Consider the following 20,786-nt stretch of genomic DNA (forward strand, 5'->3'; position numbering starts at 1 on the left):
ACGACCCGTCACCCATCGAGAACCACGCGAATGTCGGTGCGTGCGAAGTCGTCCCCCTTGAAGAGCAGCGGCTGGCCGCTGACCTTGGCGAGCGCGTAGGAGAGACAATCGCCGCAGTTGAGGCTGGCGCGATGTCGTCCGCGGCCATACGTGCGATAGGCGACCCGAGCGGTATCCGCCTGGTCGGCATCGACGCCCACAAGGTCTACCGCGGCGCGATGCAGCCACAGATCTAGCTCGCGGCCTCCCGGTTCACCGAAGCGCGTTTCGATCACGATGGCGGTCTCCAGGTACGACGCCGTCGACATCAACCGAACCTGGTCTGCCGCCACCGCCGCCTCGAACCGTTCCGCTTCGGGCTCATCGCTGAGCATCGCTGGACCTGCTGCGTCCCGTCTCGCGAGGAGCTGGCCGCGATCCGCCGCCGCTGTGCGGCCTATATTCTAGATGCTCGGTCGCTGCGCTCCACCCGAGGGAAACGATTGACGCGATGACCTGGGCCAGGTGGGCACCGGGGGTGGTGCAGTTCCGCGAATACCATCGGCGCTGGCTGCGCGGTGATGTCGTGGCCGGCGTCACCGTGGCGGCCTACCTGGTCCCGCAGGTGATGGCGTATGCGACCGTGGCTGGTCTGCCGCCGGCGACCGGGTTGTGGGCGACCATCGCGCCGCTTGCCGTCTACGCGGTGCTCGGATCGTCCCGGCAGCTCTCCGTCGGCCCGGAATCGGCGACCGCTCTGATGACCGCCGCCGCGCTGGCACCGGTGGCCGACGGAGACGTGCGACGCTATGCCGCGCTGGCGGCGATCCTGGGGTTGCTGGTCGGCCTGATCTGTCTGTTCGGCGGCATCGCGCGTCTGGGGTTCCTGGCCAACCTGCTGTCGCGGCCGGTCCTGGTCGGATACATGGGTGGTATCGCGATGGTCATGATTTCCAGCCAACTCGGCACGATCACCGGAACCTCGGTCAAGGGTGACGAATTCATCGACCAGGTAAGGTCTTTCGCGGCCAACTGCACGCGGGTGCAGTGGCTGACATTCGGGTTGGCGATGTCGGTGTTAGCGCTGTTGGTTGTGCTGCAGTGGTGGGCGCCGCGTGCCCCCGGACCGATCATTGCGGTGCTGGCAGCGACGACATTGGTGGGCGCTATGTCGTTGGATGCCAAAGGCGTTGCGGTTGTCGGGCGGATACCTTCGGGTCTGCCGACACCGGGTGCTCCCATTGTCGCAGTGAAAGACCTTGGGGCCCTGATCATTCCGGCTGCGGGGATCGCGATAGTCGCGTTTTCCGACAGCATATTGAACGCACGAGCGTTCGCCACTCGCAGGGGCCAGACGGTGGACGCGAACGCGGAGCTGCGCGCCGTCGGGGCATGCAACATCACCGCCGGCCTGACACACGGGTTTCCGGTCAGCTCCAGCGGCAGCCGGAGCGCCCTCGCCGACGTCGTAGGCGGACGCACCCAGCTTTACTCGCTGATCGCATTGGTGGTCGTCGTGATCGTGATGCTGTTCGCCGGCGGGCTGCTGGCGATGTTTCCGACCGCTGCCCTGGGCGCCCTGGTGGTGTACGCCGCGTTGCGTTTGATCGATGTGTCGGAATTTCACCGACTCGCGCGGTTTCGGCGCAGTGAGGTCATGCTGGCACTGGCCAGCACGGCCGCGGTGTTGGGTCTTGGGGTGCTCTACGGCGTCCTCGCCGCGGTGGCCCTATCCATCCTCGAACTGCTTCGCCGGGTCGCACATGCGCACGACAGCGTTCTTGGGTTCGTCCCCGGCATCGCCGGCATGCACGACGTTGATGACTACCCGCAAGCCAAGCGCGTGCCCGGGCTGGTGGTGTACCGCTATGACGCGCCGCTGTGCTTCGCGAACGCGGAAGATTTCCGCACGCGTGCCCTGACCGTGGTCGATAAGAATCCGGACCCGGTCGAGTGGTTCGTGCTCAACGCCGAGTCCAACGTGGAGGTCGACTTGACGGCGCTGGATGCGCTCGACCAACTTCGCACCGAGTTGTGCGGCCGGGGAATAGTGTTCGCCATGGCCAGGGTCAAACATGACTTGCGCGAGTCACTGAGAGCCGCCGGTCTGCTCGACAAGATCGGCGAGGAGCGCATCTTCCCGACACTGCCGACCGCGGTGGAGGCGTTCAATCGGCGCTAGCGCCGCGGTTGCGGTCCACCGTGGTCGGTGCTGCTCGGCAAGTTTGAGGACTGGTTCCCCTGATCGCAGGACTTTCGCCGCTGGGGTTATCCGCCCACGTGGGCGGACAGTGGTGCTGATGATGATCGGTTGGTGAATTTGGGGCGGTGTGATCTGCGATGAGGCACCTCGACGGCCACAGGCCGAATCCGTGCGCGGGGCCCTATTCTGGAGCGTATGGCCGTCGAGTCCAGCATGCTCGCCCTCGGCACCCCCGCGCCGCCGTTCTCGCTGCCCGAGCCAGCCAGCGGCGCCACGGTCAGCCTCGACGAGCTGACGGGTCCCGCCCTCGTTGTCACCTTCATCTGCAACCACTGCCCGTATGTCCAGCACGTCGCCGCCGGACTGGCCACGCTCGGGCGAGACCTCGCCGATCGGGGCGTCCCGATGGTCGGCATCTGCAGCAATGACGTCGTCACCTACCCGCAGGACGGACCCGATCGGATGGTCGCCGAGGCCCGCCGCCACGGCTGGACATTCCCGTATCTTTACGACGAAACCCAGGACGTCGCCCGTGCCTTCTCCGCGGCGTGCACTCCCGACACGTTCGTCTTCGATGGGGAACGTCGACTCGTCTACCGCGGTCAGCTCGACGACTCCCGCCCTGGGAACGGCCGGCCGGTGACGGCCGCCGACGTTCGGGCCGCGGTCGACGCCGTGCTCGCCGGGCGGCCGGTCGACCCCGACCAGCGACCGTCGATCGGGTGCGGCATCAAGTGGCGCTAAGCCGGGCCGTCACCTGCGGCCGGGAAGCTTCATCACCGTGCGCACGATGGGTAACAGCGACTTCTGCCAAAGGGTCGGCGGAAGGCCAAAGGGCGGATCGAGATTGAACACGCGGGCGGTCGCGATCGTCTGCGGCTCGGTGTATTTCAGCAGCCCTTCGGGACCGTGCCGGCGGCCGACGCCGGACAGTCCCATCCCGCCCATCGGCGCGCTGAGGCTGCCCCACGCGAACGCATAGCCCTCGTCGACGTTGACCGTCCCCGATCGCAACCGGGCGGCGATCTTCTGGCCCTCGGCGGCGGTGCGGGCCCACACGCTGGCGTTCAGCCCGTAGTCGGTGTCGTTGGCCTTCTCGACGGCTTCATCCACGTCGGCGACCGGGTAGACCGAGACGAGCGGCCCAAACGTCTCGTTGGCCGCGCACTCCATTTCGGGTGTGACATCGGTCAGCACCGTCGGCTCGTAGAACAACGGCCCGATGTCGGGTCGGGCCTTGCCGCCCGCAATCACCGTGGCGCCCTTGGCCGTCGCGTCCTCCACGTGACCCGACACCGTCTTCAACTGACCCTCGGAGATCAAGCTACCCATGTCGACCGAGAAGTCATACGCGGTGCCGAGCTTCATGTTTCGCACCGCGTCGCCGAACTTGCGGGTGAACTCGTCGGCGATGTCCTTTTCGACGTAGATCCGCTCGATGGAGATGCACAGCTGGCCCGCGTTCGAGAAGCATGCGCGGGTGGCCGCCTTGGCGACCTTGTCGAGGTTGGCGCCCCGCGCCACGATCATGGCGTTCTTGCCGCCAAGTTCGGCCGAGAATCCGATGAGCCGACGGCCCGCGTGCTCGGCGAGCCGGCTGCCGGTCGCGGAGGAACCAGTGAACATGAGGTAGTCGCAGTTGTCGGTGATGGCGGTGCCGACCACCGAGCCCGGACCGGGCACGATCGCGTACAGCGCTCGCGGCAGGCCGGCCTGATACAACAGCTCGGCGCACGCGAGGGCGCAATAGGGCGTTTGGCTATCCGGCTTGAGCACCACCGCGTTGCCGGCGATAAGCGCGGGCACCGAGTCTGACGCCGTGAGCGTCATCGGGTAGTTCCACGGCGAAATCACCCCGACCACGCCCTTGGGTTGATAGCCGACCGTGGTCTTACCGATCGCGGGCAGCAGCGCTTGCACGCTGCGAGGCCGTAGCAGGTCCGCGGAGACGCGTGCGTAGTAATTCGCGTTGGCAATCAGGTCGACGATTTCCTCCTGCGCCGCCCAGCGGGCCTTGCCGGCCTCGGCCTGCAGGAGATCCATGAGGAACTCGCGGTTCTTGATCACCAGATCGCGGTAACGGCGGATGACCGCGGTCCGTTCGGCGACCGGACGCTTCGCCCACTCAGGCTGCGCCGCACGAGCTTTGGCGAATGCCGCTTCGACATCGGCGGCCGTACCGATGGGGATCGTGGTCAGCGGCTTGCCGGTAAAGACCTCATCGATCGTGCTGGTTGGACGTTCGGTGGCGTCCTGGATGGCGGCCAGATTGCGCAAGCGGTCGAAGACCTCGGCTGATGGTGCGGGCATAAGGGTGACCTCTCGACGAAGCGCGGCGTGTGGGCATCAGACTATCGGTCCGATTCGCCGGGCCTTTCGACACCGACCGGTAGCCCGGGTGCACCATCCCGAAGGGTCGACCGCGCCCTGATCGTGGTAGTGCAACTTCTGCCACACCCGGTGCCGGGTCCTGGCTGGTCGGGGACCCGTGCGGAGGCGCGCCACGCTGGGCGCAAAACCCCGACATATGGACTTAGGTTATGCAATACTAACTTGCTGTTCATTAAGGTTAGGGTAACCAAAGTTAGTGAGGAGATCGGGGCGCCGGGCCGCCTCCGCACGGACACCATGACCAACGGAGTTTCTGCTTGTCGGGGCCCATCCTCTGGCCAGCGCGCCGAGGGTTCCACGGCCAACACACCCACCCTGGCCGCTTCCATGACGGTTCGGGGGCGGCGGTGATCAATCCTGTGTGGATGGCCATGCCGCCCGAGGTGCACGCCAGCCTCTTGAGCAGCGGTCCGGGGCCTGGCGCCCTGTTGGCTGTCGCTTCGGCGTGGTCCTCGCTCAGCGTCGAGTACTCGGCGGCGGCGGCCGAGTTGTCCGCGCTGCTGGGCACGGTGCAGGCCGGGTCCTGGGAGGGGCCGGGCGCCGAGCGCTACATCGCGGCGCATGTACCTTTCGTGGCCTGGCTAACACAGGCCAGCACCGTGAGCGCCGGTGTCGCCGCGCGGCACGAAACGGCCGCTGCCGCCTATTCCTCGGCGCTCGCGGCCATGCCAACGCTTGCCGAACTGGCGGCCAATCGCGCCGCCCACGGCACGCTGATCGCAACCAACTTCTTTGGCATCAACACGATTCCGATCGCCGTGAACGAGGCCGACTACGCCCGGATGTGGATTCTGGCCGCCACCACGATGAGTGCCTACCAAGCGATCTCGACTGCGGCGTTGGCGTCGGCATCGCCCAGCGATCCATCGCCGCCGATCGTAACGCCCGGTCACGGGGAAGCCCGGGAGTCCATGGCGGCGTCGATTCAGGTCGGGCCGGCGTTGACATTCCCCGACCCGATTGCCGACCTGGTCTCCGGTTCCAAGCACTTCAGCAGCATGTACGCGGCACTCAAGGGGCTTGTGTTCAACCCGATCGGCACCATGTGGCAGATCCTGATCGACTTCGCCACCAGCCCGTCCACGGCGATTGTTACCTGGACTCCCCTGCTGTACGTGTTCGCCTACGCGGCGACGTTCGCGCTGATGGGTACACCCATCTATAACGCCATTGCGGCGCCCAACCTCGCCCTGGGCGCCATCCCGCTGGCGCTCGGGCTGGCCGGGCTGTCGGGACTCGCCCAGCTTCCGGCGGCCGAGCTCGTGGCCGAGCTGCCGGACACCCCTGCCGAGCCGCGGGTTTGGCCCGCGGCGAGCATCGCCCACACGGTGTCGACCGCGGGCGTAGCACCCGCGCCGACTCCGGCGCCGCAGGTGCCGGCAACTGCTGTCACCGCGACCGCGAATCCGGTAGCCGCCGGCACGGAAGGCTTCGGCTATCTTGTCGGCGGCCCCGGGCCGGACTCCGGGTTCGGCCCCGCACTGCGCACCAACGCGGTTGCGACGGTGACGGTACCGGACACCGCCTGGGGCGCCACGACCGCGGTGGCGGCCTCCCGCGGCACAGATCGGGCGCGCCGGCGCCGCGGCGGCGACGTCAAGAGCCGCGGCTATCGCGACGAGTTCCTGATCATCGACGACAGCCCGGACTGGTCAGAGCAGCGGGACCAGCCTGCCGAGGCCACCGCATCGACCACCGGCGTCGGCGCTCTCGGATTCTCCGGCACCGCAACGAAATCCACCGTGCGCGTGATGGCCGGCCTGACCACACTTGCCGGTGATTCGTTTGGCGGCGGACCGAGCGTTCCGATGACGCCGACCACCTGGTCGGCCGATCCGTGAGGCACTGCGTGCGGTCCCGACGCGAGTTTCTGATCGATCATCGCCCGAACCGATCAACAATGTGCGGCAGCGGCCGTGCGCTCCCAGCCTGGCCCGAACGGTGTACCGTGCGACAGTGCACGTCGATGTGATGGTCATTCCGCAGCCCCTTGGGAAGATCGGCGACCTCGCCCGGCGTACCCAGGCCGCGGGGTTCGACGGTCTTCTGTTTACTGAAGCCGGCCGCACCGCCTTTCTCAGCGCCGCGGTGGCATCTCAGGCCGCGCCCGGTCTGGAACTGTCGACGGGCATCGCCGTCGCCTTTCCGCGCAGTCCGTTCGTCGCGGCGGCCACGGCGTGGGAACTCCAGGAGGCGACCGACGGCAAATTCCGGCTCGGTCTCGGCACGCAAGTGCGCAGGCATGTCGAGCGGCGCTACGGGATGCCCTTTGATCCGCCCGGGCCACGCCTGCGTGATTACGTGCTGGCCGTGAAGGCCTGTTTCGCCGCGTTTCGAACCGGGGCCCTCGATCACCACGGGCAGTTCTACAAGCTGGATTTCATCACTCCGCAGTGGAGCCCGGGCCCCATCGAGGCACCCGATCCCAAGGTCGACATCGCCGCGGTGAATCCGTGGATGCTGCGCATGGCGGGTGAGGTGGCCGATGGAGTTCATGTCCATCCCATCGGTGAACCCGGATATCTCGCACGCCACGTCATGCCCAATATCGCCGAGGGGGCAGCGAAGTCACAGCGCTCACCGTCCGAGATTGCGGTGATCGTGCCGGTCATGACCATCGTCGGCGAGACCGAAGAGGAACGGCGTAACGAGCGCGAATTCGTCCGGGCCAGCCTCAGCTTCTATGCGAGTACGCCCAACTACGCCTTTATTTTCGACGAGGCCGGATTCGAGGGCACAACCGCCCGTATCCGCGAGAAGCAAAAGGCCGGTGACTTCACCGGGATGACGGCCCAGATCACCGACGATCACATCGCCACCTTTGCCACCGAGTCCACGTGGGATGGGTTGGCGGAGGCACTCATTGCCAGGTACGAAGGAATCGCTACTCGCATCGTGCTGTACAACGCACTCGGCGATCCGGAGCGCTTCCAGCGATATGGCCAAGTGGCACAGCGCATATCGGCCCGTTAACTCTGACCGGCCAGGTCCGAGCCGGGCCGGGCCGAACCAGGTTACCCTGGTCCCCGTGAGCGACGAGCCCGTGCCCGGCGGGGTGGTGCACCGGCTGCCGGCGGACCTGCGTCAGGCCCTGATCGCCCATGCCACAGCGCTGGCCGCGTGGAAGGACATCACGCCGTTGGCGCGCAACGAGTTCATCTGCTGGGTCGAGGACGCCAAGCAAGAGACGACCCGCAAGCGCCGCATTCGCCGCACCCAGGAGGAGCTGGCAGATGGCCTGCGCCGGCCCTGCTGCTGGCCGGGATGCAAGCATCGCGAGCGCACCGGCAGGTAGCGCAGCGCATGCCGGGGACGCCGGGCGGCCTCGCTCCCGCGGAAGCCGACAGCCAATCGATAACAGGGACTGCCACACGCGTCACATGCGACACTATGCTGCTTGTTCGTGGGCAGAGACGTGTTGGCCAACGGCCGGGGCCGCTGGTTGGCCTTCGCGGCCTCGCTCCTCATCTCGGCCGCCATGCTTCATGCCCAAGGCGCCAAGCCGCCATGCTGCGCAAAGACCCCGGCGGCAACCCCGACGGTCTCGGGATCCGCGCCGGTCAGCGCGCCACGTACGGCCAGTGCGGCGGAGGCGGAACTCTTGGCGGCGAACGCGCCCGTCGCAGCCCAGGACTTCCAGTTCGCGTTGCCCACCGGCATCGCGCCGGAGCAGGGGTTGCAGGTCAAGACGATCTGGGCGGCCCGTGCGATCAGCGTGATGTTTCCACAGATCACCAACATCTACGGGTTCCGCCAAGACCCCTTGAAGTGGCATCCCAACGGGTTGGCCATCGACGTGATGATCCCGAACCACAACACCGACGAGGGTATCGAGCTCGGCAACCAGATCGCCGGGTATGCCTTGGCGAACGCGAGACGATGGGGAGTGCTGCACGTGATCTGGCGGCAGCGGTACTACCCGGGCATCGGCGCGCCGAGTTGGACGGCGGATTATGGCTCGGAAACGCTCAACCACTACGACCACGTTCACATCGCCACCGATGGCGGTGGATACCCGACCGGGCGGGAAACCTACTACATCGGCTCGATGAGTCCAGCGCCGAAGTGAGTACTTGCCGCTGGACGTGGCGGCGCCGGCCGTGGACTGCTCTTCCGTCTGGGCGGGCCGACCGGGTTGAGCCGGTGTCCCCGTGACCCCCGTAGGTAGGAGCCACTGCATTCGGCCGGGATGGGGCCGGCCGTGCCTGGCGGTCGCCGATGTTCGGGCCGTGGTCGCCGACGCTGTTCGGCAACGCGGTGCCCCACGTGGTGGTAGACCAGAGGTGGAGGCCAATTGTGGGTAGTGAAAAGGCCGAACTCCCCGACCAACGGACATCACGGCGACCGTGCTTCAGCCGAGCCGCGGCGCCCATCGGCGTCTACAACGGCCAACAGGCAATCATCGTCTACGACCTGAGGCCCGTTCCGCTTTGGCCAAAGTATTGGATCCAGGCATTGGCCCATCACTTCCACCGCCGACTCAGCCCGTCACCAAAGATCGACATCTCGCTGGTTGACGACTGCATTCGTTTCTCCATTTTCGTATCCACCGACGTGTCCGCAGAGGACCTGTGCAAACTGGACGATGCCGTCTACGACTCGGTGCGAAATGCCGGTCGCGCCATCGCAACTGAGCAGACAGCACTTGACCACAAACTCGACGAGGTGCGCCAGCGTCGTATGGAAAACTGGGATGAATCATATTTTTGCTGGTAGACCATCGGAAGCGGGGCTAATACTGCCGTGCTTAACCCTGGATCCGAGATGTTCCAGCCCAGGACCTCGACCAAATCGGGTCGGCCGCCACGGCGGCGCGGGGGGATCGGGGGCTGATCAACGCCAGCTGTCACATGAACTGTGATACAGTGAAACTGTGAAAAATATTACCGTCTCGGTTTCCGACGACGTCTACCGTGCAGCGCGGATTCGGGCCGCTGAGCTAGGCAAATCCGTAAGCGCCCTGGTCGCTGAGTATCTGGATTCACTGTCCGAGCGCGCGGCCGAATTTGCCCGACTCGAGGCCAAGCAGCACAGGGTTCAGGGTGAAATCCGTCAATTTCGCGCGTCCGACCGCCTTAGCCGAGACGAACTCCACGACCGTGCGGTTCGTTGACACCAATGTCCTGCTCTACGCGATCTCAGGCGATCCAGAAGAACGGGACAAGGCGAGGCGTGCAAACGAAATACTGGCCGCCCGCGATCTGGCGGTGTCTGTTCAGGTCCTTCAGGAGTTCTATGTCCAGGCAACGCGCCGCAGCCGGCCAGATCCGATCAGCCACGAGCATGCCGCCGACCTGGTGGAATCGTTTATGCGATTTCCCGTCGCCCCCATCACAGCCGAGCTAATGCTGGCTGCCATGACTACATGTCGGCGCTTCTTCCTGTCGTACTGGGATGCCGCGGTCCTCGAGGCCGCGCGCGCTCTTGGCTGTGATGTCGTCCTATCCGAGGACCTCACCGACGGCGAAGACTACGCCGGCGTACGGGTAGAAAATCCGTTCCGAGGCAGTCGCCCCGAGCGAGAATGCGGACCCGCCTGACGTGGCGCGGCGGCACAGCCGGTTACTTACGCACCCAAGGCGTCCCGCCTCGCCGCGGCGCCACCGCCGTCGAGATAGCTAGCTGGGCGAACACGGATCTCAGGCCGCAGTGAATGGCCGATAACGGTCTGCGCTGGTCAACCTGTCGGGCTGACAGGATTTGAACCTGCGACCACTTGACCCCCAGTCAAGTGCGCTACCAAACTGCGCCACAGCCCGGTGCCGCCTTCGATCATCGGCGGCAGGTCGAAAGCCTACCGCAGATGAACCTAACCCCGCGAAGGCCTACGCGACGGGGGAGCCGGCGCCGTAGCCCGGGCCCATGTCAGCGACGAGTACACCGTTCGCCCGTCGGGCTGGGTCAACTCCGACGACAGCGTCAACCGGTCACCGTCGAGGTCGCCGTGGCGCAGATCAGATACCCCAACGCCGCGACCGCGGCCTGGTCGATGGTGCCGCCGCTGGCCACCGGCCGGTCGTATTTCGGCCGGCCCGCCGATTGGATCTGCGCCGGCATGTACCCAGCGGGGGTGTACATGATCAGGCCCTGCGCATCCGCACCGTGGGGATATCTGCCCCGAGCGTCGGGGCTGTCGCGCTCCAGCTAGCACACCAGTTCTCAGGTTCCAATGAGCTTGTCGCGCAATGATTCTGTCACTTCAATCCTTCCGTGCTCGGCGACGACGCCGTTACGTTCGCCACCCAAGCCAGCAGGGCTCGGGCCAACTGGTCTTCGCGGCCGTAGAACCGCTGCGCCGGAACCGGCACGCTGACGGCCACCAACTGATCGGTTATCCCTGACAGCGCAACCCCCACCGCACAGATGCCATCGGTCTGCTCCTCGCGGTCGTAGGCGACGCCCTCGGCCTGGACGCGTGCGAGCTCGGCACGCAGCGCCGCGCGGTCGGTGATCGTGTTGGCGGTCAGCGGCACCAGCCGACTGGGCAGCGCCTGGGATTGCCGCTCGGGCGGCAGCGCCGCCAGCAGCGCTTTGCCGTTGGCGCAGCAGTACAGCGGAAACGACTCCCCCACCGCGCTTACGGCACGCAGCCGGCGCGGCGGTACCACCTGGTCGATGAAGTCCGCCCGATCCCCGTTCAGGATCGACAGGTCCACCGTCTCGTCCAGCTCGCGCGACAACTCCGTCAAGAACGGGTGCATGTCGGTCACGACGCCGAGCCGCACCGTGCTGGCCATGCGCGCGATCTCCGGGCCCAGCCGGTAGGGCCCTCGGGTCCCGCGCGAGGCCACCAGCCCCTCGTCTTCCAGGGCGTTGAGGATGCGGCTGACCGTGGACCGCGCCACACCCACCCGCTCTCCGATCTCGGCTTGGCTTAGGCCCTCGGGGTGAGCCTGCAGCACCCGCAGCATCTCGGCCGCACGGGCGATCACCTGGATGCCGCCGCTGCGGCCCTCTGGGTCGTCGACGCTCACCGTCGAACTCCTCTCAAGATCTGCCGGGCAACTGCAGCAGCGCTTCGGCTTCTTCGACGGAGGCGATCGGCAGGTCCAGGGCCTTGGCGAGACGTATCGTGCGCGACACCAGCGCCAGGTTGTCCGGTGCCAGCTCCCCCTTGCGCAGGTACAGGGTGTCCTCCAGGCCCACTCGGGCATTGCCGCCCAGCGCTAGGCCCACGGCGGTCAGTGACAGGTTGGCCCGGCCGATCGCGATGACTTGCCAGATCGCCCCGGGGGGAAGCCGGCGCACCATCGTGAGCAGATTATCGGCGGTAGCTGCCATGCCGCCGCGCACACCGAGCACGATGCTGAACTGCATTGGTTCGGCCAGTAGGCCTTCCTCCCACAGCCGCAGGCACGCCTCCACATGCCCGCTGTCATAGATTTCCAGCTCCGGTTTGATGTCCAGCTCCCGCATCCGTCCGGCCAACCGGCGGACGGCATCCGGTGGGTTGCGAAACTCGCCGGCGCCGAAGCTCATCGAACACGGGTTCAGCGTGGCCATCCGCGGTCGCAGCTCGACCAACTTTTCGCGTTCCTGGAACGGAACCGTCAAGCCGACCCCGGTGGACATCTGGATCAGGATTGGGCACCGCTGGCCAATGAGATCCATGGTCCGACGCGCGATGTTCAGATCCGCTGTAGGCCTTTCGTTTTCATCACGCAGATGAATATGCGCCACCGCGGCACCCGCGTAGTAGGCCTGCTCGACTGCGGTTGCGATTTCCTCGGGCGTCGTCGGCAACGCCGGGTTATCGGCCTTGGTCGCGATGGGCCCGGTGGCGGCGACGGTGATGACGACGCTCATGACGCCTCCGGGTGGGCGATGGTCACCAGCAGTACGGCTTCACGGTCCGACCGGTTTTCGATCGATCGCAGCTCGCCCTTGGCGAAATGTACGCTGTCGAGCCGGCCTAGAACCGTTTCGGTTCCCTCGGCGGTGACAACCAGTTCACCATCGAGAACGACATAAACGGTTTCCTCACGGGCCGCTGCCTTTTGGGCGATCCCGCCCGGGCGATAGGTCGAGAGGCCGACCCAGAATCGTTCGGTGGGCCCGGCCTCGTGGCCCTGCAGTCGCAACGTGCATACGTCGTGGTGCAGCGGCGCGCTGTATTCCGGTGCCTCGGATGCCCGGGTGAGGTTCATCAGGATCCCGTTTCGATGCGATAGGTGCCGGTGGGATCGACGATCGCCACCAGACGGATGATGCAGCCATCTCCGCCCACCCAGCGCCACGGGAATGCGGCGAAGGTGACGCGCTTGCCGGTGACCTTGTCCAAGTCGCCGCCGACATTTTCAAAGCCGTAGATGCCTTTGGACAGGATCGCCCGGTGGCACGGTTCCCACTCGGGGAAGTCGTCGAGCACCTTGTGACCGGTCTCTTCCTCGTATTCACGGACGGCCCAAGGTAATAGGCCGCCCTGCGCCTCCGCTGGGCCGTGCGGAGCGATCGCGGTGGCCAGCGGATGGTCCAGGGCCTGGGTGTCGGTGCCGACCGCCTTGACGCCCTTGGCCGCAAACCACTCGCCGGCTTCCTTGGAGAAGCCCGGAGAGTAGGCGTAGTACTCCGCGCTGTCGGCGTATTTGTGGTGCCAGCCCGTGTCGACGATGACGATGTCGCCCGGCCGGATCTGCGGCGTGGCATTCTGCAGGTCCTCGGCGGTGACGACCCCCCATTTGTTCTTCGGGATCGAGACGACGACCCCGGTACCGAAGAACGCGCTCAGCGGGATCTCGTGCAGGAAGGGTGTGTTCTCGATGACGTGCGCAGGTGCGTCGATGTGAGTGCCGGAATGCATGACGGTGGTGATCTTTTGGGTCAGCACACGGCTTCTGGCCATGGTGTGCAAGCGTTCGACCTTGACGTCCTCGAAGTACGGCCAGGCCGGCACGCCGTGCCCCCACGGGTGGGACAGGTCGTAGAACTCCAACCGTGACTCGGCCTCACCAAGGGGCCACGTGACCCTCATGGTTATTGGTTCCCTTCTCTGTCAGGTTGCTTGGCGATGTGCCGGGCAAGTCGGGTCGCGGTGGCCTCGCGGGCCCCGGCGGGCCAGTCGAGGAACCCCTGACCGGTGCGGGCACCGAGCTGCCCGGCGGCGACCAGCTCACGCAACAGCGGGCTGGGGTGCGGGTCGCTGTTGAGGCTTGGGAGCACCGCATCGTGAATGGCCAGGGTGAGGTCCAGCCCGATGTAGTCGGCGTTTTCCAGGGGGCCTAGCGTGGCCAGCCGCAACCCAATGGTGTTGCGTACCACCAGGTCAACGGTCTGCGCGTCGCAGACACCTTCGGCGACCAGCGCGATCGCCTCACGCCACAGCGCGTGCTGCAGCCGGTTGCCAATAAAGCCAGGCACGTCGCGCCCGACGAGCACCGGCAACTTGCCTGCGTCGGTGAGCAGCGCCACGACGCGGTCGGCCGTTTCCGAGGCGGTCCGTGCGCTGGGCACAACCTCGACGACCGGGATGAGATCTGGCGGGTTCCAAAAGTGCGTCCCGATCACCCGGCTGCCGTCGCCGACCCGCTCGGTGACGGCGCCGATGGGCAGCACCGAAGTGTTGGTTGCCAGCACCGCATCGGGCGCCAATGCCGCGAGACGTTGGAAGAGTTCCTGTTTGATGGCGAGGTTTTCGATAATGGCCTCGACGACCAGGCCGGCATTCTGCACCGCGGCCGCCAGGTCGGCGACCGCGGTCACCGAGCCGAGACCGGCACCGGTCACCTGGCCGGCCTCCATAGCTGCCGCGTCCAGGATTTCGGTGTTGGTGTCGGTGATGACGACCTCGAGGCCCGCCGACGCCAGGACGCCGGCGATCCGGCGCCCCATCAGGCCGGCGCCGACCACGGCGGCGCGGGCAAAGCCGTGAGACGTCAGCATGCCGTGTACCCGCCGTCCAGATACATCACCTGGCCGGTGTAGAAGCTCGACGCGTCGCTGAGCAGATAGATCAGGGCGCCGACGAAATCTTCGGGTTCGGCGAAGCGGCGCAACGGGATTCGGGCGAACATCGCCTCCCGGGTGGCCCGGCCCTTCTCGTCGTCGGCGTACATCCACTCGGTCAACTCTGATCGGAAAACCGTTGGGGCAAGCGCGTTTACCCGAATACCGTGACTGCCCCACTCCGCTGCCAAGGTCTTGGCCAGCAGGTCGGTGCCCGCTTTCGACGGGCAGTAGGCGCTGTAACCGGCGGCATGGCCCAGCGCGCCGCGCACGGAGGAGACGAGCACGATGCTGCCGCCGTGACCCTGCTCAAGCAGAACCCGTCCGGCCGCCTGGCACACCAGCCAGGCGCCCCGCACGTTGGCGTCCATCACCCGGTCGAAGTCCTCGACGGCCATCTCGGTGATGGGCGCAACGTGGTTCATGCCGGAAGCCACCACGACGCCGTCCAGCCGGCCGTGCCGGGCGACGGCGGCCTCGACAATCGCCTGCGCATCGGCCGGGGTTTCCGGCCTGCGGGTGACCACCGCGGGGTCCTCGATGCCGGCCTCATCCACCAGCTCGGCAAGGCCGGCGGCGTCGCCGCCGGCCAGCGTCAGGTGAGCCCCGGCCTCGGCCAACGACCGGGCGGCCACGCTGCCTAGCGAGCCCGTTGCGCCCGTGATCAGGATCGACTTGTTCCGCACGCTGAACCGCGTCAGACCCAGGTTCGGCACCTGCTGTATCGCCATCATCTCTCTACTCCCGCAATACAAGATATATCACCCGTTATACGGGAGATCGTAAGTTGGACGCGCTCCCGATGTCAACGGAGAGTGGGATTTGCAGGAGGAGGTGTTCGTCGAGTGTGCACTCAGGGCGGAAAATTGCCCGAAATCCCGCCCTGGTTACACGTTCGAAGCGCGTTCAGCGGCGCTTGGCTGCCCGCTTTTCGCGCACCCGTATGTCGATCCGAATCGGGCTACCCTCGAACCCGAACGTCTCGCGCAGCCGTCGCTCCAGGAACCGCCGATATCCGGCCTCCAGAAAACCCGTGGTGAACAGCACGAACGTCGGCGGGCGCGCGCTGGCCTGGGTGGCGAACAGGATGCGGGGCTGCTTGCCGCCGCGCACCGGCGGCGGCGTGGCCGCCACCACCTCTGTGATCCAGGTGTTCAACGGGCCGGTCGCGATCCTGGTATCCCACGACGCCAGCGCACTCTCCATCGCCGGCACCAGCTTGCGCACCGCCCGGCCCGTCTTGGCGGAGATGTTGACCCGTTGCGCCCAGCGCACCTGCACCAACTCTCGGTCGATCTCGCGGTCCAACAGCTCGCGCCGGTCCTCGTCGACCAGATCCCACTTGTTGTAGGCCAGCACCAACGCCCGACCGGCCTCGATGACCATCGATATCACCCGCAAATCCTGCTCGGTGAGCGGCTGCGACGCGTCGATCAGCACGATGGCCACTTCGGCCGAGGCGATGGCCGCGTGGGTGCGCACCGAAGCGTAGAACTCGTGCCCGCTGGCCTGGCCGACCTTGCGACGCAGACCCGCGGTATCGACGAACCGCCAGACCTTGCCGCCCAACTCGATCAGCGAGTCCACCGGGTCGACGGTCGTGCCGGCGGCCTCGTGTACCACCGACCGCTGATCACCCGCCAGCCTATTCAGCAGGGAACTCTTGCCCACGTTGGGCTTGCCGACCAGGGCCACCCGCCGCGGGCCCCCGCCCGCCGATCCCGGCTCCCCCACCTCGGGCAACGCAGCGAGCACCCGGTCGAGTAGGTCGGCCACGCCACGACCATGCATCGCGCTGATCGCATGCGGCTCACCCAATCCCAGCGACCACAATGCCGCGACGTCGGATTCACCCTTGTCGCTGTCAACCTTGTTGGCGGCCAAAAAGACTGGCTTGCCCGAACGCAACAGGATGCCGGCCGCGGCCTCATCGGCGGTGGTGGCACCGACACTGGCATCGACCACCAGGATCACCGCATCGGCGGTGCGCATGGCCACCGACGCCTGCTCGGCCACCAGCTGCTGCAGGCCCTTGGCGCCCGGCTCCCATCCCCCGGTGTCTTGCACCACAAAACGGCGTCCGGTCCACAGCGCGTCGTAGCAGACCCGGTCGCGCGTCACGCCGGGAACGTCTTGTACCACCGCAACGCGGCGGCCCAGTATCCGGTTGACCAGTGTCGACTTGCCGACATTGGGCCGGCCCACGATCGCCACCACCGGCGCGGGCCCGGTGTCAGCTTCCGCGGAAGCTTCGATCTCCCAGTCGCTTTCGTCGGTCCAGGTGCCGTCCAGGCTCACGACAGCGCCTCGCTTCGCTGCGTCACCAACTCCTGCAGCCGGGCAATCACCTCGGCCTCGGTCATGTTGCTGGTGTCGACGACGATCGCATCAGCGGCCGCGCGCAGCGGCGCCACGGTCCGGGTGGAATCGAGATGATCGCGCCGGAGCACGTCGGCTAACACGGCGTCGTAGTCGTCGGTCAGACCCGCGGCGACATTCTGGGCGTTGCGACGTCGGGCCCGGGTTTCGGCCGTGGCGGTCAGGAAGATTTTCACCGGTGCATCCGGAAATACCACGGTTCCAATGTCCCGGCCTTCCACGACGATGCTGCCCGAGCCTTCGGCCATCGCGCGCTGCAATGCGACCAGTCGTGCCCGCACCGATGGTATCGCCGATACCGCCGAAACCGCCTGGGTGACATCGTCACCGCGGATTGCTGACGAGACATCTACGCCGGCCAGGTAGAAGCTGCTCTGGTCCGGGTCGTAGCCCACCGACAACTGCGCCGTCGCCGCGCATTCCGCGACCGCCTCAGTGTCTGAGGGGTCGATTCCGGCGCGCAGCACCGCCAGTGTCACCATTCGGTACATGGCCCCGGTGTCCAGAAACCGCGCACCCAATCCGCGCGCCAATCCCCTTGAAACAGATGATTTTCCGGTTCCCGCCGGACCGTCGATCGCGACCACCAGTCCGCTCATGCCCCGATGGCTAGCTGCACTCCCGTCACTCGCTGGGGCCGTATGGTTCGTCTCGTTGCTGTCACTCACTGTGCTCGTTCCGCTCACAGGCCCACCGCTTTGTATAGCTTGCCAATCTCGTCTGCGCGCAGCGCCCGAACGCTGCCCGGGCGCTGCTTGCCCAACGACACCGCACCAATATCCGTGCGCACCAATGCTTCCACCGGAAGCCCCACGGCCGAAAGCAACCGGCGCACAATGCGATTGCGTCCTTCGTGCAGGGTCACCCGCACCAACGTCTTGCCGGGAATCGCGTCCACCACGGCGAAATCGTCAACACGCACCGGTCCGTCGTCCAGCTCGATCCCCGCCCGCAACTTCCTACCTAGCCCGCGCGGCACCGAGCCCGTCACGGTCGCAAGATACGTTTTAGGCACTTGATGAGAAGGATGCATCAACCGGTGTGCCAGCTCGCCATCATTGGTCAGCAAGATCAGCCCTTCGGTGTCAGCGTCCAACCGCCCGACATGAAACAACCTCTTGGTGCCCCGAACCTTTCGTTCGATCACGTCGCCGATGCACGGCCGGCCGCGGTCGTCGGACATGGTCGAGTACATGCCACGCGGTTTGTTCAGCGCCAGATACACCAGCGAGTCGTCGACGACCACCCGGGCCCCGTCGACACGGATCACCGAGACGTCCGGGTTTACTCGGGTGCCCAACTCGGTCACCACCTGTCCGTCCACTTCGACGCGCCCGTCCATAATCAACTTCTCGGCGGTCCGCCGGGAGGCAATTCCGGCCTGCGACAACACTTTCTGCAGGCGAATGCTTCTCGGCTCTGCGGGTTCGATCATCATTCACGGTCCACGTCGAACGCCCACGTCTGCTCGCGTGACTGGCCGCCGGAGAATCTGATGAAACGTGGTTCGCGGTCCAGGGATTCGCTGAGGTCTTCGATCGCGTCGACATCGGGCAGCAGCGGTGCGATATCGGGAAGGTCGGCCAGCGAATTCAACCCCAAGCGTTCCAGAAACAGCTCGGTGGTGGCGAACGTCATCGCGCCGCTATCGGGGTCGGGACCAACCTCGGTGATCAGGCCCCGCGCCAACAGCGTGCGCATCACGGCGTCCGCATTGACACCGCGCACCGCGCTCACCCGCGCACGCGTCACCGGCTGGCGGTAGGCCACCACCGCAAGGGTTTCCAACGCGGCGCGGGTGAGCTTGGTGCGCGCGCCGTCCAGCAATAGCTTCTCGACGTAGGGGGCGAACCGTGAGCGGGTGTACAACCGCCAGCCCTCGCCGGTGCGCCGCAGATCGATGCCGCTGTCGCGTGCGGTGAGTTCGTCGGCCATCAACCGCAGCTTCGCGGCGACCCGGTAGACGGGTTGCTCGGTGGCCGCGGCCAGCGCCTCGGCCGTCACCGGGGTGTCCACCACCAACAGCATTGCCTCCAGCACGCGGCCAAGCTCTTCGGGATCGAGCTCCGCGGGCTCAGCGATGTCCGGGATGTCACTGCCCAGCGCGTCGTCGGGCGATTCGGGGCTCATGGCGCGGCTCCTCCTCATCGCTTCGTCCCCCGCAAGCGGGCGCTGCCCCCTCTGCATCGTCGCCGGTGCTGGCCGGCCGAACCCCGGTCCACGAAACCTGCAGCACGCCAAGGGGCTCTGGCTGGTCGAATGCTACCGCCCGGGACCGATACAGTTCGAGCAGCGCCAGGAAGCGCCCCACGATCTCGACGGGCGCCCGACAATCGGCAACCAGTTCCGAAAACGAGGCCCACTGCCCGCTGCCCCTGGCTTCCAGCATCGTCAACACAAGTCTGGCCTGCTCGACAACCGAGATCTTCGGCTCGTGCAGATGTTCGGTAGCCACCGTCGGTGCCGGCCGCGGGGTGAATGCGACCGCGGCGATCTCGGCGAACCGCTCGGCGTCGACGCCGAGCATCACCTCGGGGAGCAAGCTGGCGAACCGGTCTTCCAACGACACCGCGCGTGGATAACTGCGCAGCGCTGTGGCCTCCAACTCCGCGAACATCTCCGCGACGTGCTTGAACGCCCGATATTGCAGCAGCCGGGCAAACAGCAGGTCGCGCACCTCCAGCAGGGCGAGATCTTCCTCGTCGTCGACCTCGCCGGCGGGCAGCAGCCGGGCCGCTTTCAGATCGAGCAAGGTCGCGGCGATCACCAGGAACGCCGTGGCTTCCTCGAGTTCCAGCTGTGCACCGATCGCTTTGGTGTAGCCGATAAAATCGTCGGTGACCTGGTGCAACGCCACCTCGGTGACGTCCAGACGGTGCGCGAAGATCAGCTGCAGCAGCAGGTCGAAAGGCCCCTCGAAATTGGTCAGCCGAACCTGGAAGCCGTTCTGGGGTGCCGCCTGACCGCTCGCGTTGGCGTTCACACGCCGAATCGGTCGATGAACTCGCGAGCCAGCGCGCGGTAGGCCAGGGCACCTCCCGACTTGGGGGCCCAGGTGGTAATGGGTTCACCGGCGACACTGGTCTCCGGGAAGCGGACGGTGCGGGTGATCACGGTGTCGAACACTAGGTCACCGAACCGCTCCACGACCCGGGCCATGACCTCGCGCGAGTTGACGGTCCGCGGGTCGTAGCGGGTGATCAGGATTCCGCTGATGTCCAGCTTCGGGTTGAGCCGGTCGCGCACCTTGTCAACGGTATCGGTAAGCAGCGCCAGGCCGCGCAGCGAGAAGAACTCGCACTCGGTCGGGATGACCACGCCATCGGCGCAGGCCAGCCCGTTGACGGTGAGCAGGCCCAGCGACGGCTGACAGTCGATCAGCACATAGTCGTAGCGGTCCAGCACCGGGTACAGCGCCCGGGCCAGGGTCTGCTCGCGACCCACCTCGTTGACCAGTTGGATCTCGGCCGCGGACAGATCGATGTTGCTGGGAACCAGATCCATGTGCTTGACCCGGGTATGGATCAGCACGTCGTCGATCGACACCCGCGACTCCACCAGCACGTTGTGGATGGTCTTGTCCAGCTCGTAGTGCGGCACGCCCAGGCCCGCGGACAGGGCGCCCTGCGGGTCCATGTCCACCAGCAGCACCCGCCGGCCGTACTCGGCCAGCGCGGCGCCCAGGTTGATGGTCGAGGTGGTTTTCCCGACGCCGCCCTTCTGGTTGCACATGGCGACGACCTTGGCCGGGCCGTGCGAGCCGCGGGGGGTGGGGTCAGGGGTCGACCGCGGTGGCCGGCCGGTCAGGCCGATTTCGGTGCCGCTGTCGGGGTGGTCGATCATGCCCGGTCTCGGCTCCTGCTGACGGGCGTCGGGGTGGACATCGCAGGAA

The 20,786-nt window shown here is 66.5% G+C and carries 22 protein-coding genes, 1 tRNA gene and 1 pseudogene; 8 read left to right on the forward strand and 16 right to left on the reverse strand.

Going from position 1 to position 20,786, the window contains the following annotated elements:
* Positions 1-8 precede the first annotated feature (8 nt).
* The gene (locus tag G6N20_RS07210) at positions 9-374 is read right to left on the reverse strand and encodes a type II toxin-antitoxin system VapC family toxin (protein WP_083046375.1); all 366 of its coding nucleotides are present in this window, start codon (positions 372-374) and stop codon (positions 9-11) included.
* A 116-nt stretch (positions 375-490) separates the two neighbouring features.
* On the opposite strand from G6N20_RS07210, the gene G6N20_RS07215 reads away from it, so the two are divergent.
* Positions 491-2,161 carry a SulP family inorganic anion transporter gene (locus G6N20_RS07215; RefSeq protein ID WP_083046376.1) on the forward strand — a complete coding sequence of 557 codons (1,671 nt, stop codon included), beginning with the start codon at positions 491-493 and terminating at the stop codon, positions 2,159-2,161.
* A gap of 216 nt (positions 2,162-2,377) precedes the next feature.
* Positions 2,378-2,926 (forward strand): thioredoxin family protein, encoded by a 549-nt coding sequence (locus tag G6N20_RS07220; protein WP_083046377.1) that lies wholly within the window; start codon positions 2,378-2,380, stop codon positions 2,924-2,926.
* A 9-nt stretch (positions 2,927-2,935) separates the two neighbouring features.
* On the opposite strand, the gene G6N20_RS07225 is transcribed toward G6N20_RS07220, so the two are convergent.
* Positions 2,936-4,492: a succinic semialdehyde dehydrogenase gene (locus tag G6N20_RS07225; protein ID WP_083046378.1), complete on the reverse strand. Its 1,557-nt coding sequence runs from the start codon at positions 4,490-4,492 to the stop codon at positions 2,936-2,938.
* A 446-nt stretch (positions 4,493-4,938) separates the two neighbouring features.
* Here G6N20_RS07225 and G6N20_RS07230 point away from each other — a divergent pair, with 446 nt between their 5' ends.
* The 6 genes and pseudogenes from G6N20_RS07230 to G6N20_RS07255 all read left to right on the forward strand — a co-directional run bounded on the left by G6N20_RS07230 (position 4,939) and on the right by G6N20_RS07255 (position 10,113).
* Positions 4,939-6,414, forward strand: coding sequence for a PPE family protein (locus G6N20_RS07230; protein WP_083046463.1), 1,476 nt, complete (start codon positions 4,939-4,941; stop codon positions 6,412-6,414).
* 115 nt (positions 6,415-6,529) lie between these two features.
* Positions 6,530-7,546: a TIGR03617 family F420-dependent LLM class oxidoreductase gene (locus G6N20_RS07235; protein WP_083046464.1), complete on the forward strand. Its 1,017-nt coding sequence runs from the start codon at positions 6,530-6,532 to the stop codon at positions 7,544-7,546.
* A gap of 55 nt (positions 7,547-7,601) precedes the next feature.
* The gene (locus G6N20_RS07240) at positions 7,602-7,868 is read left to right on the forward strand and encodes a YdeI/OmpD-associated family protein (protein ID WP_083046379.1); all 267 of its coding nucleotides are present in this window, start codon (positions 7,602-7,604) and stop codon (positions 7,866-7,868) included.
* 85 nt (positions 7,869-7,953) lie between these two features.
* A pseudogene (locus tag G6N20_RS07245) lies at positions 7,954-8,642 on the forward strand (glycoside hydrolase).
* Positions 8,643-8,866: 224 nt separating this feature from the next.
* Complete coding sequence (locus G6N20_RS07250; protein ID WP_083046465.1) at positions 8,867-9,289, forward strand: hypothetical protein; 423 nt, start codon at positions 8,867-8,869, stop codon at positions 9,287-9,289.
* A 326-nt stretch (positions 9,290-9,615) separates the two neighbouring features.
* Complete coding sequence (locus G6N20_RS07255; RefSeq protein WP_158084741.1) at positions 9,616-10,113, forward strand: PIN domain-containing protein; 498 nt, start codon at positions 9,616-9,618, stop codon at positions 10,111-10,113.
* Between the two features lie 145 nt (positions 10,114-10,258).
* Here the strand turns inward: G6N20_RS07255 and G6N20_RS07260 are convergent.
* The 14 genes from G6N20_RS07260 to G6N20_RS07325 form a co-directional block, all read right to left on the reverse strand.
* Positions 10,259-10,332, reverse strand: a tRNA-Pro gene (locus tag G6N20_RS07260).
* Between the two features lie 160 nt (positions 10,333-10,492).
* Positions 10,493-10,651 (reverse strand): lipocalin-like domain-containing protein, encoded by a 159-nt coding sequence (locus tag G6N20_RS07265; RefSeq protein WP_232065456.1) that lies wholly within the window; start codon positions 10,649-10,651, stop codon positions 10,493-10,495.
* 116 nt (positions 10,652-10,767) lie between these two features.
* Positions 10,768-11,484 carry an IclR family transcriptional regulator gene (locus G6N20_RS07270; RefSeq protein WP_408632560.1) on the reverse strand — a complete coding sequence of 239 codons (717 nt, stop codon included), beginning with the start codon at positions 11,482-11,484 and terminating at the stop codon, positions 10,768-10,770.
* A gap of 76 nt (positions 11,485-11,560) precedes the next feature.
* Positions 11,561-12,379, reverse strand: coding sequence for a BKACE family enzyme (locus G6N20_RS07275; protein WP_083046384.1), 819 nt, complete (start codon positions 12,377-12,379; stop codon positions 11,561-11,563).
* Entirely contained in the window at positions 12,376-12,720 is a 345-nt protein-coding gene (locus tag G6N20_RS07280; protein ID WP_083046385.1) for a beta-D-galactosidase, read from the reverse strand. The genes G6N20_RS07275 and G6N20_RS07280 overlap by 4 nt, the downstream gene beginning before the upstream one ends.
* The gene (locus G6N20_RS07285; protein ID WP_083046386.1) at positions 12,720-13,544 is read right to left on the reverse strand and encodes a cyclase family protein; all 825 of its coding nucleotides are present in this window, start codon (positions 13,542-13,544) and stop codon (positions 12,720-12,722) included. The genes G6N20_RS07280 and G6N20_RS07285 overlap by 1 nt, the downstream gene beginning before the upstream one ends.
* A gap of 2 nt (positions 13,545-13,546) precedes the next feature.
* On the reverse strand, positions 13,547-14,452 hold the full coding sequence (locus G6N20_RS07290; RefSeq protein WP_083046387.1) for a 3-hydroxyacyl-CoA dehydrogenase family protein: 906 nt from the start codon (positions 14,450-14,452) through the stop codon (positions 13,547-13,549).
* On the reverse strand, positions 14,446-15,249 hold the full coding sequence (locus tag G6N20_RS07295) for an SDR family NAD(P)-dependent oxidoreductase (protein WP_083046388.1): 804 nt from the start codon (positions 15,247-15,249) through the stop codon (positions 14,446-14,448). The genes G6N20_RS07290 and G6N20_RS07295 overlap by 7 nt, the downstream gene beginning before the upstream one ends.
* 172 nt (positions 15,250-15,421) lie before the next feature.
* Positions 15,422-16,813, reverse strand: a complete 1,392-nt coding sequence (gene der, locus G6N20_RS07300) for a ribosome biogenesis GTPase Der (RefSeq protein ID WP_083046389.1) — start codon at positions 16,811-16,813, stop codon at positions 15,422-15,424.
* Positions 16,810-17,493 (reverse strand): (d)CMP kinase, encoded by a 684-nt coding sequence (gene cmk, locus G6N20_RS07305; RefSeq protein WP_083046390.1) that lies wholly within the window; start codon positions 17,491-17,493, stop codon positions 16,810-16,812. The genes der and cmk overlap by 4 nt, the downstream gene beginning before the upstream one ends.
* An 83-nt stretch (positions 17,494-17,576) precedes the next feature.
* Complete coding sequence (locus G6N20_RS07310; RefSeq protein WP_372516395.1) at positions 17,577-18,329, reverse strand: pseudouridine synthase; 753 nt, start codon at positions 18,327-18,329, stop codon at positions 17,577-17,579.
* Positions 18,329-19,024 carry an SMC-Scp complex subunit ScpB gene (scpB, locus tag G6N20_RS07315; protein ID WP_083046392.1) on the reverse strand — a complete coding sequence of 232 codons (696 nt, stop codon included), beginning with the start codon at positions 19,022-19,024 and terminating at the stop codon, positions 18,329-18,331. Before scpB ends, G6N20_RS07310 begins: the two co-directional genes overlap by 1 nt.
* Positions 18,987-19,877: a segregation/condensation protein A gene (locus tag G6N20_RS07320; protein WP_083046393.1), complete on the reverse strand. Its 891-nt coding sequence runs from the start codon at positions 19,875-19,877 to the stop codon at positions 18,987-18,989. Before G6N20_RS07320 ends, scpB begins: the two co-directional genes overlap by 38 nt.
* Complete coding sequence (locus G6N20_RS07325) at positions 19,874-20,737, reverse strand: ParA family protein (protein WP_083046394.1); 864 nt, start codon at positions 20,735-20,737, stop codon at positions 19,874-19,876. The genes G6N20_RS07320 and G6N20_RS07325 overlap by 4 nt, the downstream gene beginning before the upstream one ends.
* Positions 20,738-20,786 lie beyond the last annotated feature (49 nt).

Origin of the sequence: Mycobacterium shinjukuense (genome assembly GCF_010730055.1) — a bacterium.
Lineage (GTDB): Bacteria > Actinomycetota > Actinomycetes > Mycobacteriales > Mycobacteriaceae > Mycobacterium > Mycobacterium shinjukuense.

What these genes read in the sequence shown, in the direction of transcription:
- G6N20_RS07275 (WP_083046384.1), bottom strand. Translation starts at nt 12,379, where the DNA reads ATGAGCGTCGTCATCACCGTCGCCGCCACCGGGCCCATCGCGACCAAG.
- G6N20_RS07280 (WP_083046385.1), bottom strand. Translation starts at nt 12,720, where the DNA reads ATGAACCTCACCCGGGCATCCGAGGCACCGGAATACAGCGCGCCGCTG.
- G6N20_RS07210 (WP_083046375.1), bottom strand. Translation starts at nt 374, where the DNA reads ATGCTCAGCGATGAGCCCGAAGCGGAACGGTTCGAGGCGGCGGTGGCG.
- G6N20_RS07310 (WP_372516395.1), bottom strand. Translation starts at nt 18,329, where the DNA reads ATGATCGAACCCGCAGAGCCGAGAAGCATTCGCCTGCAGAAAGTGTTG.
- G6N20_RS07215 (WP_083046376.1), top strand. Translation starts at nt 491, where the DNA reads ATGACCTGGGCCAGGTGGGCACCGGGGGTGGTGCAGTTCCGCGAATAC.
- cmk (WP_083046390.1), bottom strand. Translation starts at nt 17,493, where the DNA reads ATGAGCGGACTGGTGGTCGCGATCGACGGTCCGGCGGGAACCGGAAAA.
- G6N20_RS07295 (WP_083046388.1), bottom strand. Translation starts at nt 15,249, where the DNA reads ATGATGGCGATACAGCAGGTGCCGAACCTGGGTCTGACGCGGTTCAGC.
- scpB (WP_083046392.1), bottom strand. Translation starts at nt 19,024, where the DNA reads ATGAGCCCCGAATCGCCCGACGACGCGCTGGGCAGTGACATCCCGGAC.
- G6N20_RS07225 (WP_083046378.1), bottom strand. Translation starts at nt 4,492, where the DNA reads ATGCCCGCACCATCAGCCGAGGTCTTCGACCGCTTGCGCAATCTGGCC.
- G6N20_RS07265 (WP_232065456.1), bottom strand. Translation starts at nt 10,651, where the DNA reads ATGTACACCCCCGCTGGGTACATGCCGGCGCAGATCCAATCGGCGGGC.
- G6N20_RS07285 (WP_083046386.1), bottom strand. Translation starts at nt 13,544, where the DNA reads ATGAGGGTCACGTGGCCCCTTGGTGAGGCCGAGTCACGGTTGGAGTTC.
- G6N20_RS07325 (WP_083046394.1), bottom strand. Translation starts at nt 20,737, where the DNA reads ATGATCGACCACCCCGACAGCGGCACCGAAATCGGCCTGACCGGCCGG.
- G6N20_RS07270 (WP_408632560.1), bottom strand. Translation starts at nt 11,484, where the DNA reads ATGCTGCGGGTGCTGCAGGCTCACCCCGAGGGCCTAAGCCAAGCCGAG.
- G6N20_RS07230 (WP_083046463.1), top strand. Translation starts at nt 4,939, where the DNA reads ATGGCCATGCCGCCCGAGGTGCACGCCAGCCTCTTGAGCAGCGGTCCG.
- G6N20_RS07290 (WP_083046387.1), bottom strand. Translation starts at nt 14,452, where the DNA reads ATGCTGACGTCTCACGGCTTTGCCCGCGCCGCCGTGGTCGGCGCCGGC.
- G6N20_RS07220 (WP_083046377.1), top strand. Translation starts at nt 2,378, where the DNA reads ATGGCCGTCGAGTCCAGCATGCTCGCCCTCGGCACCCCCGCGCCGCCG.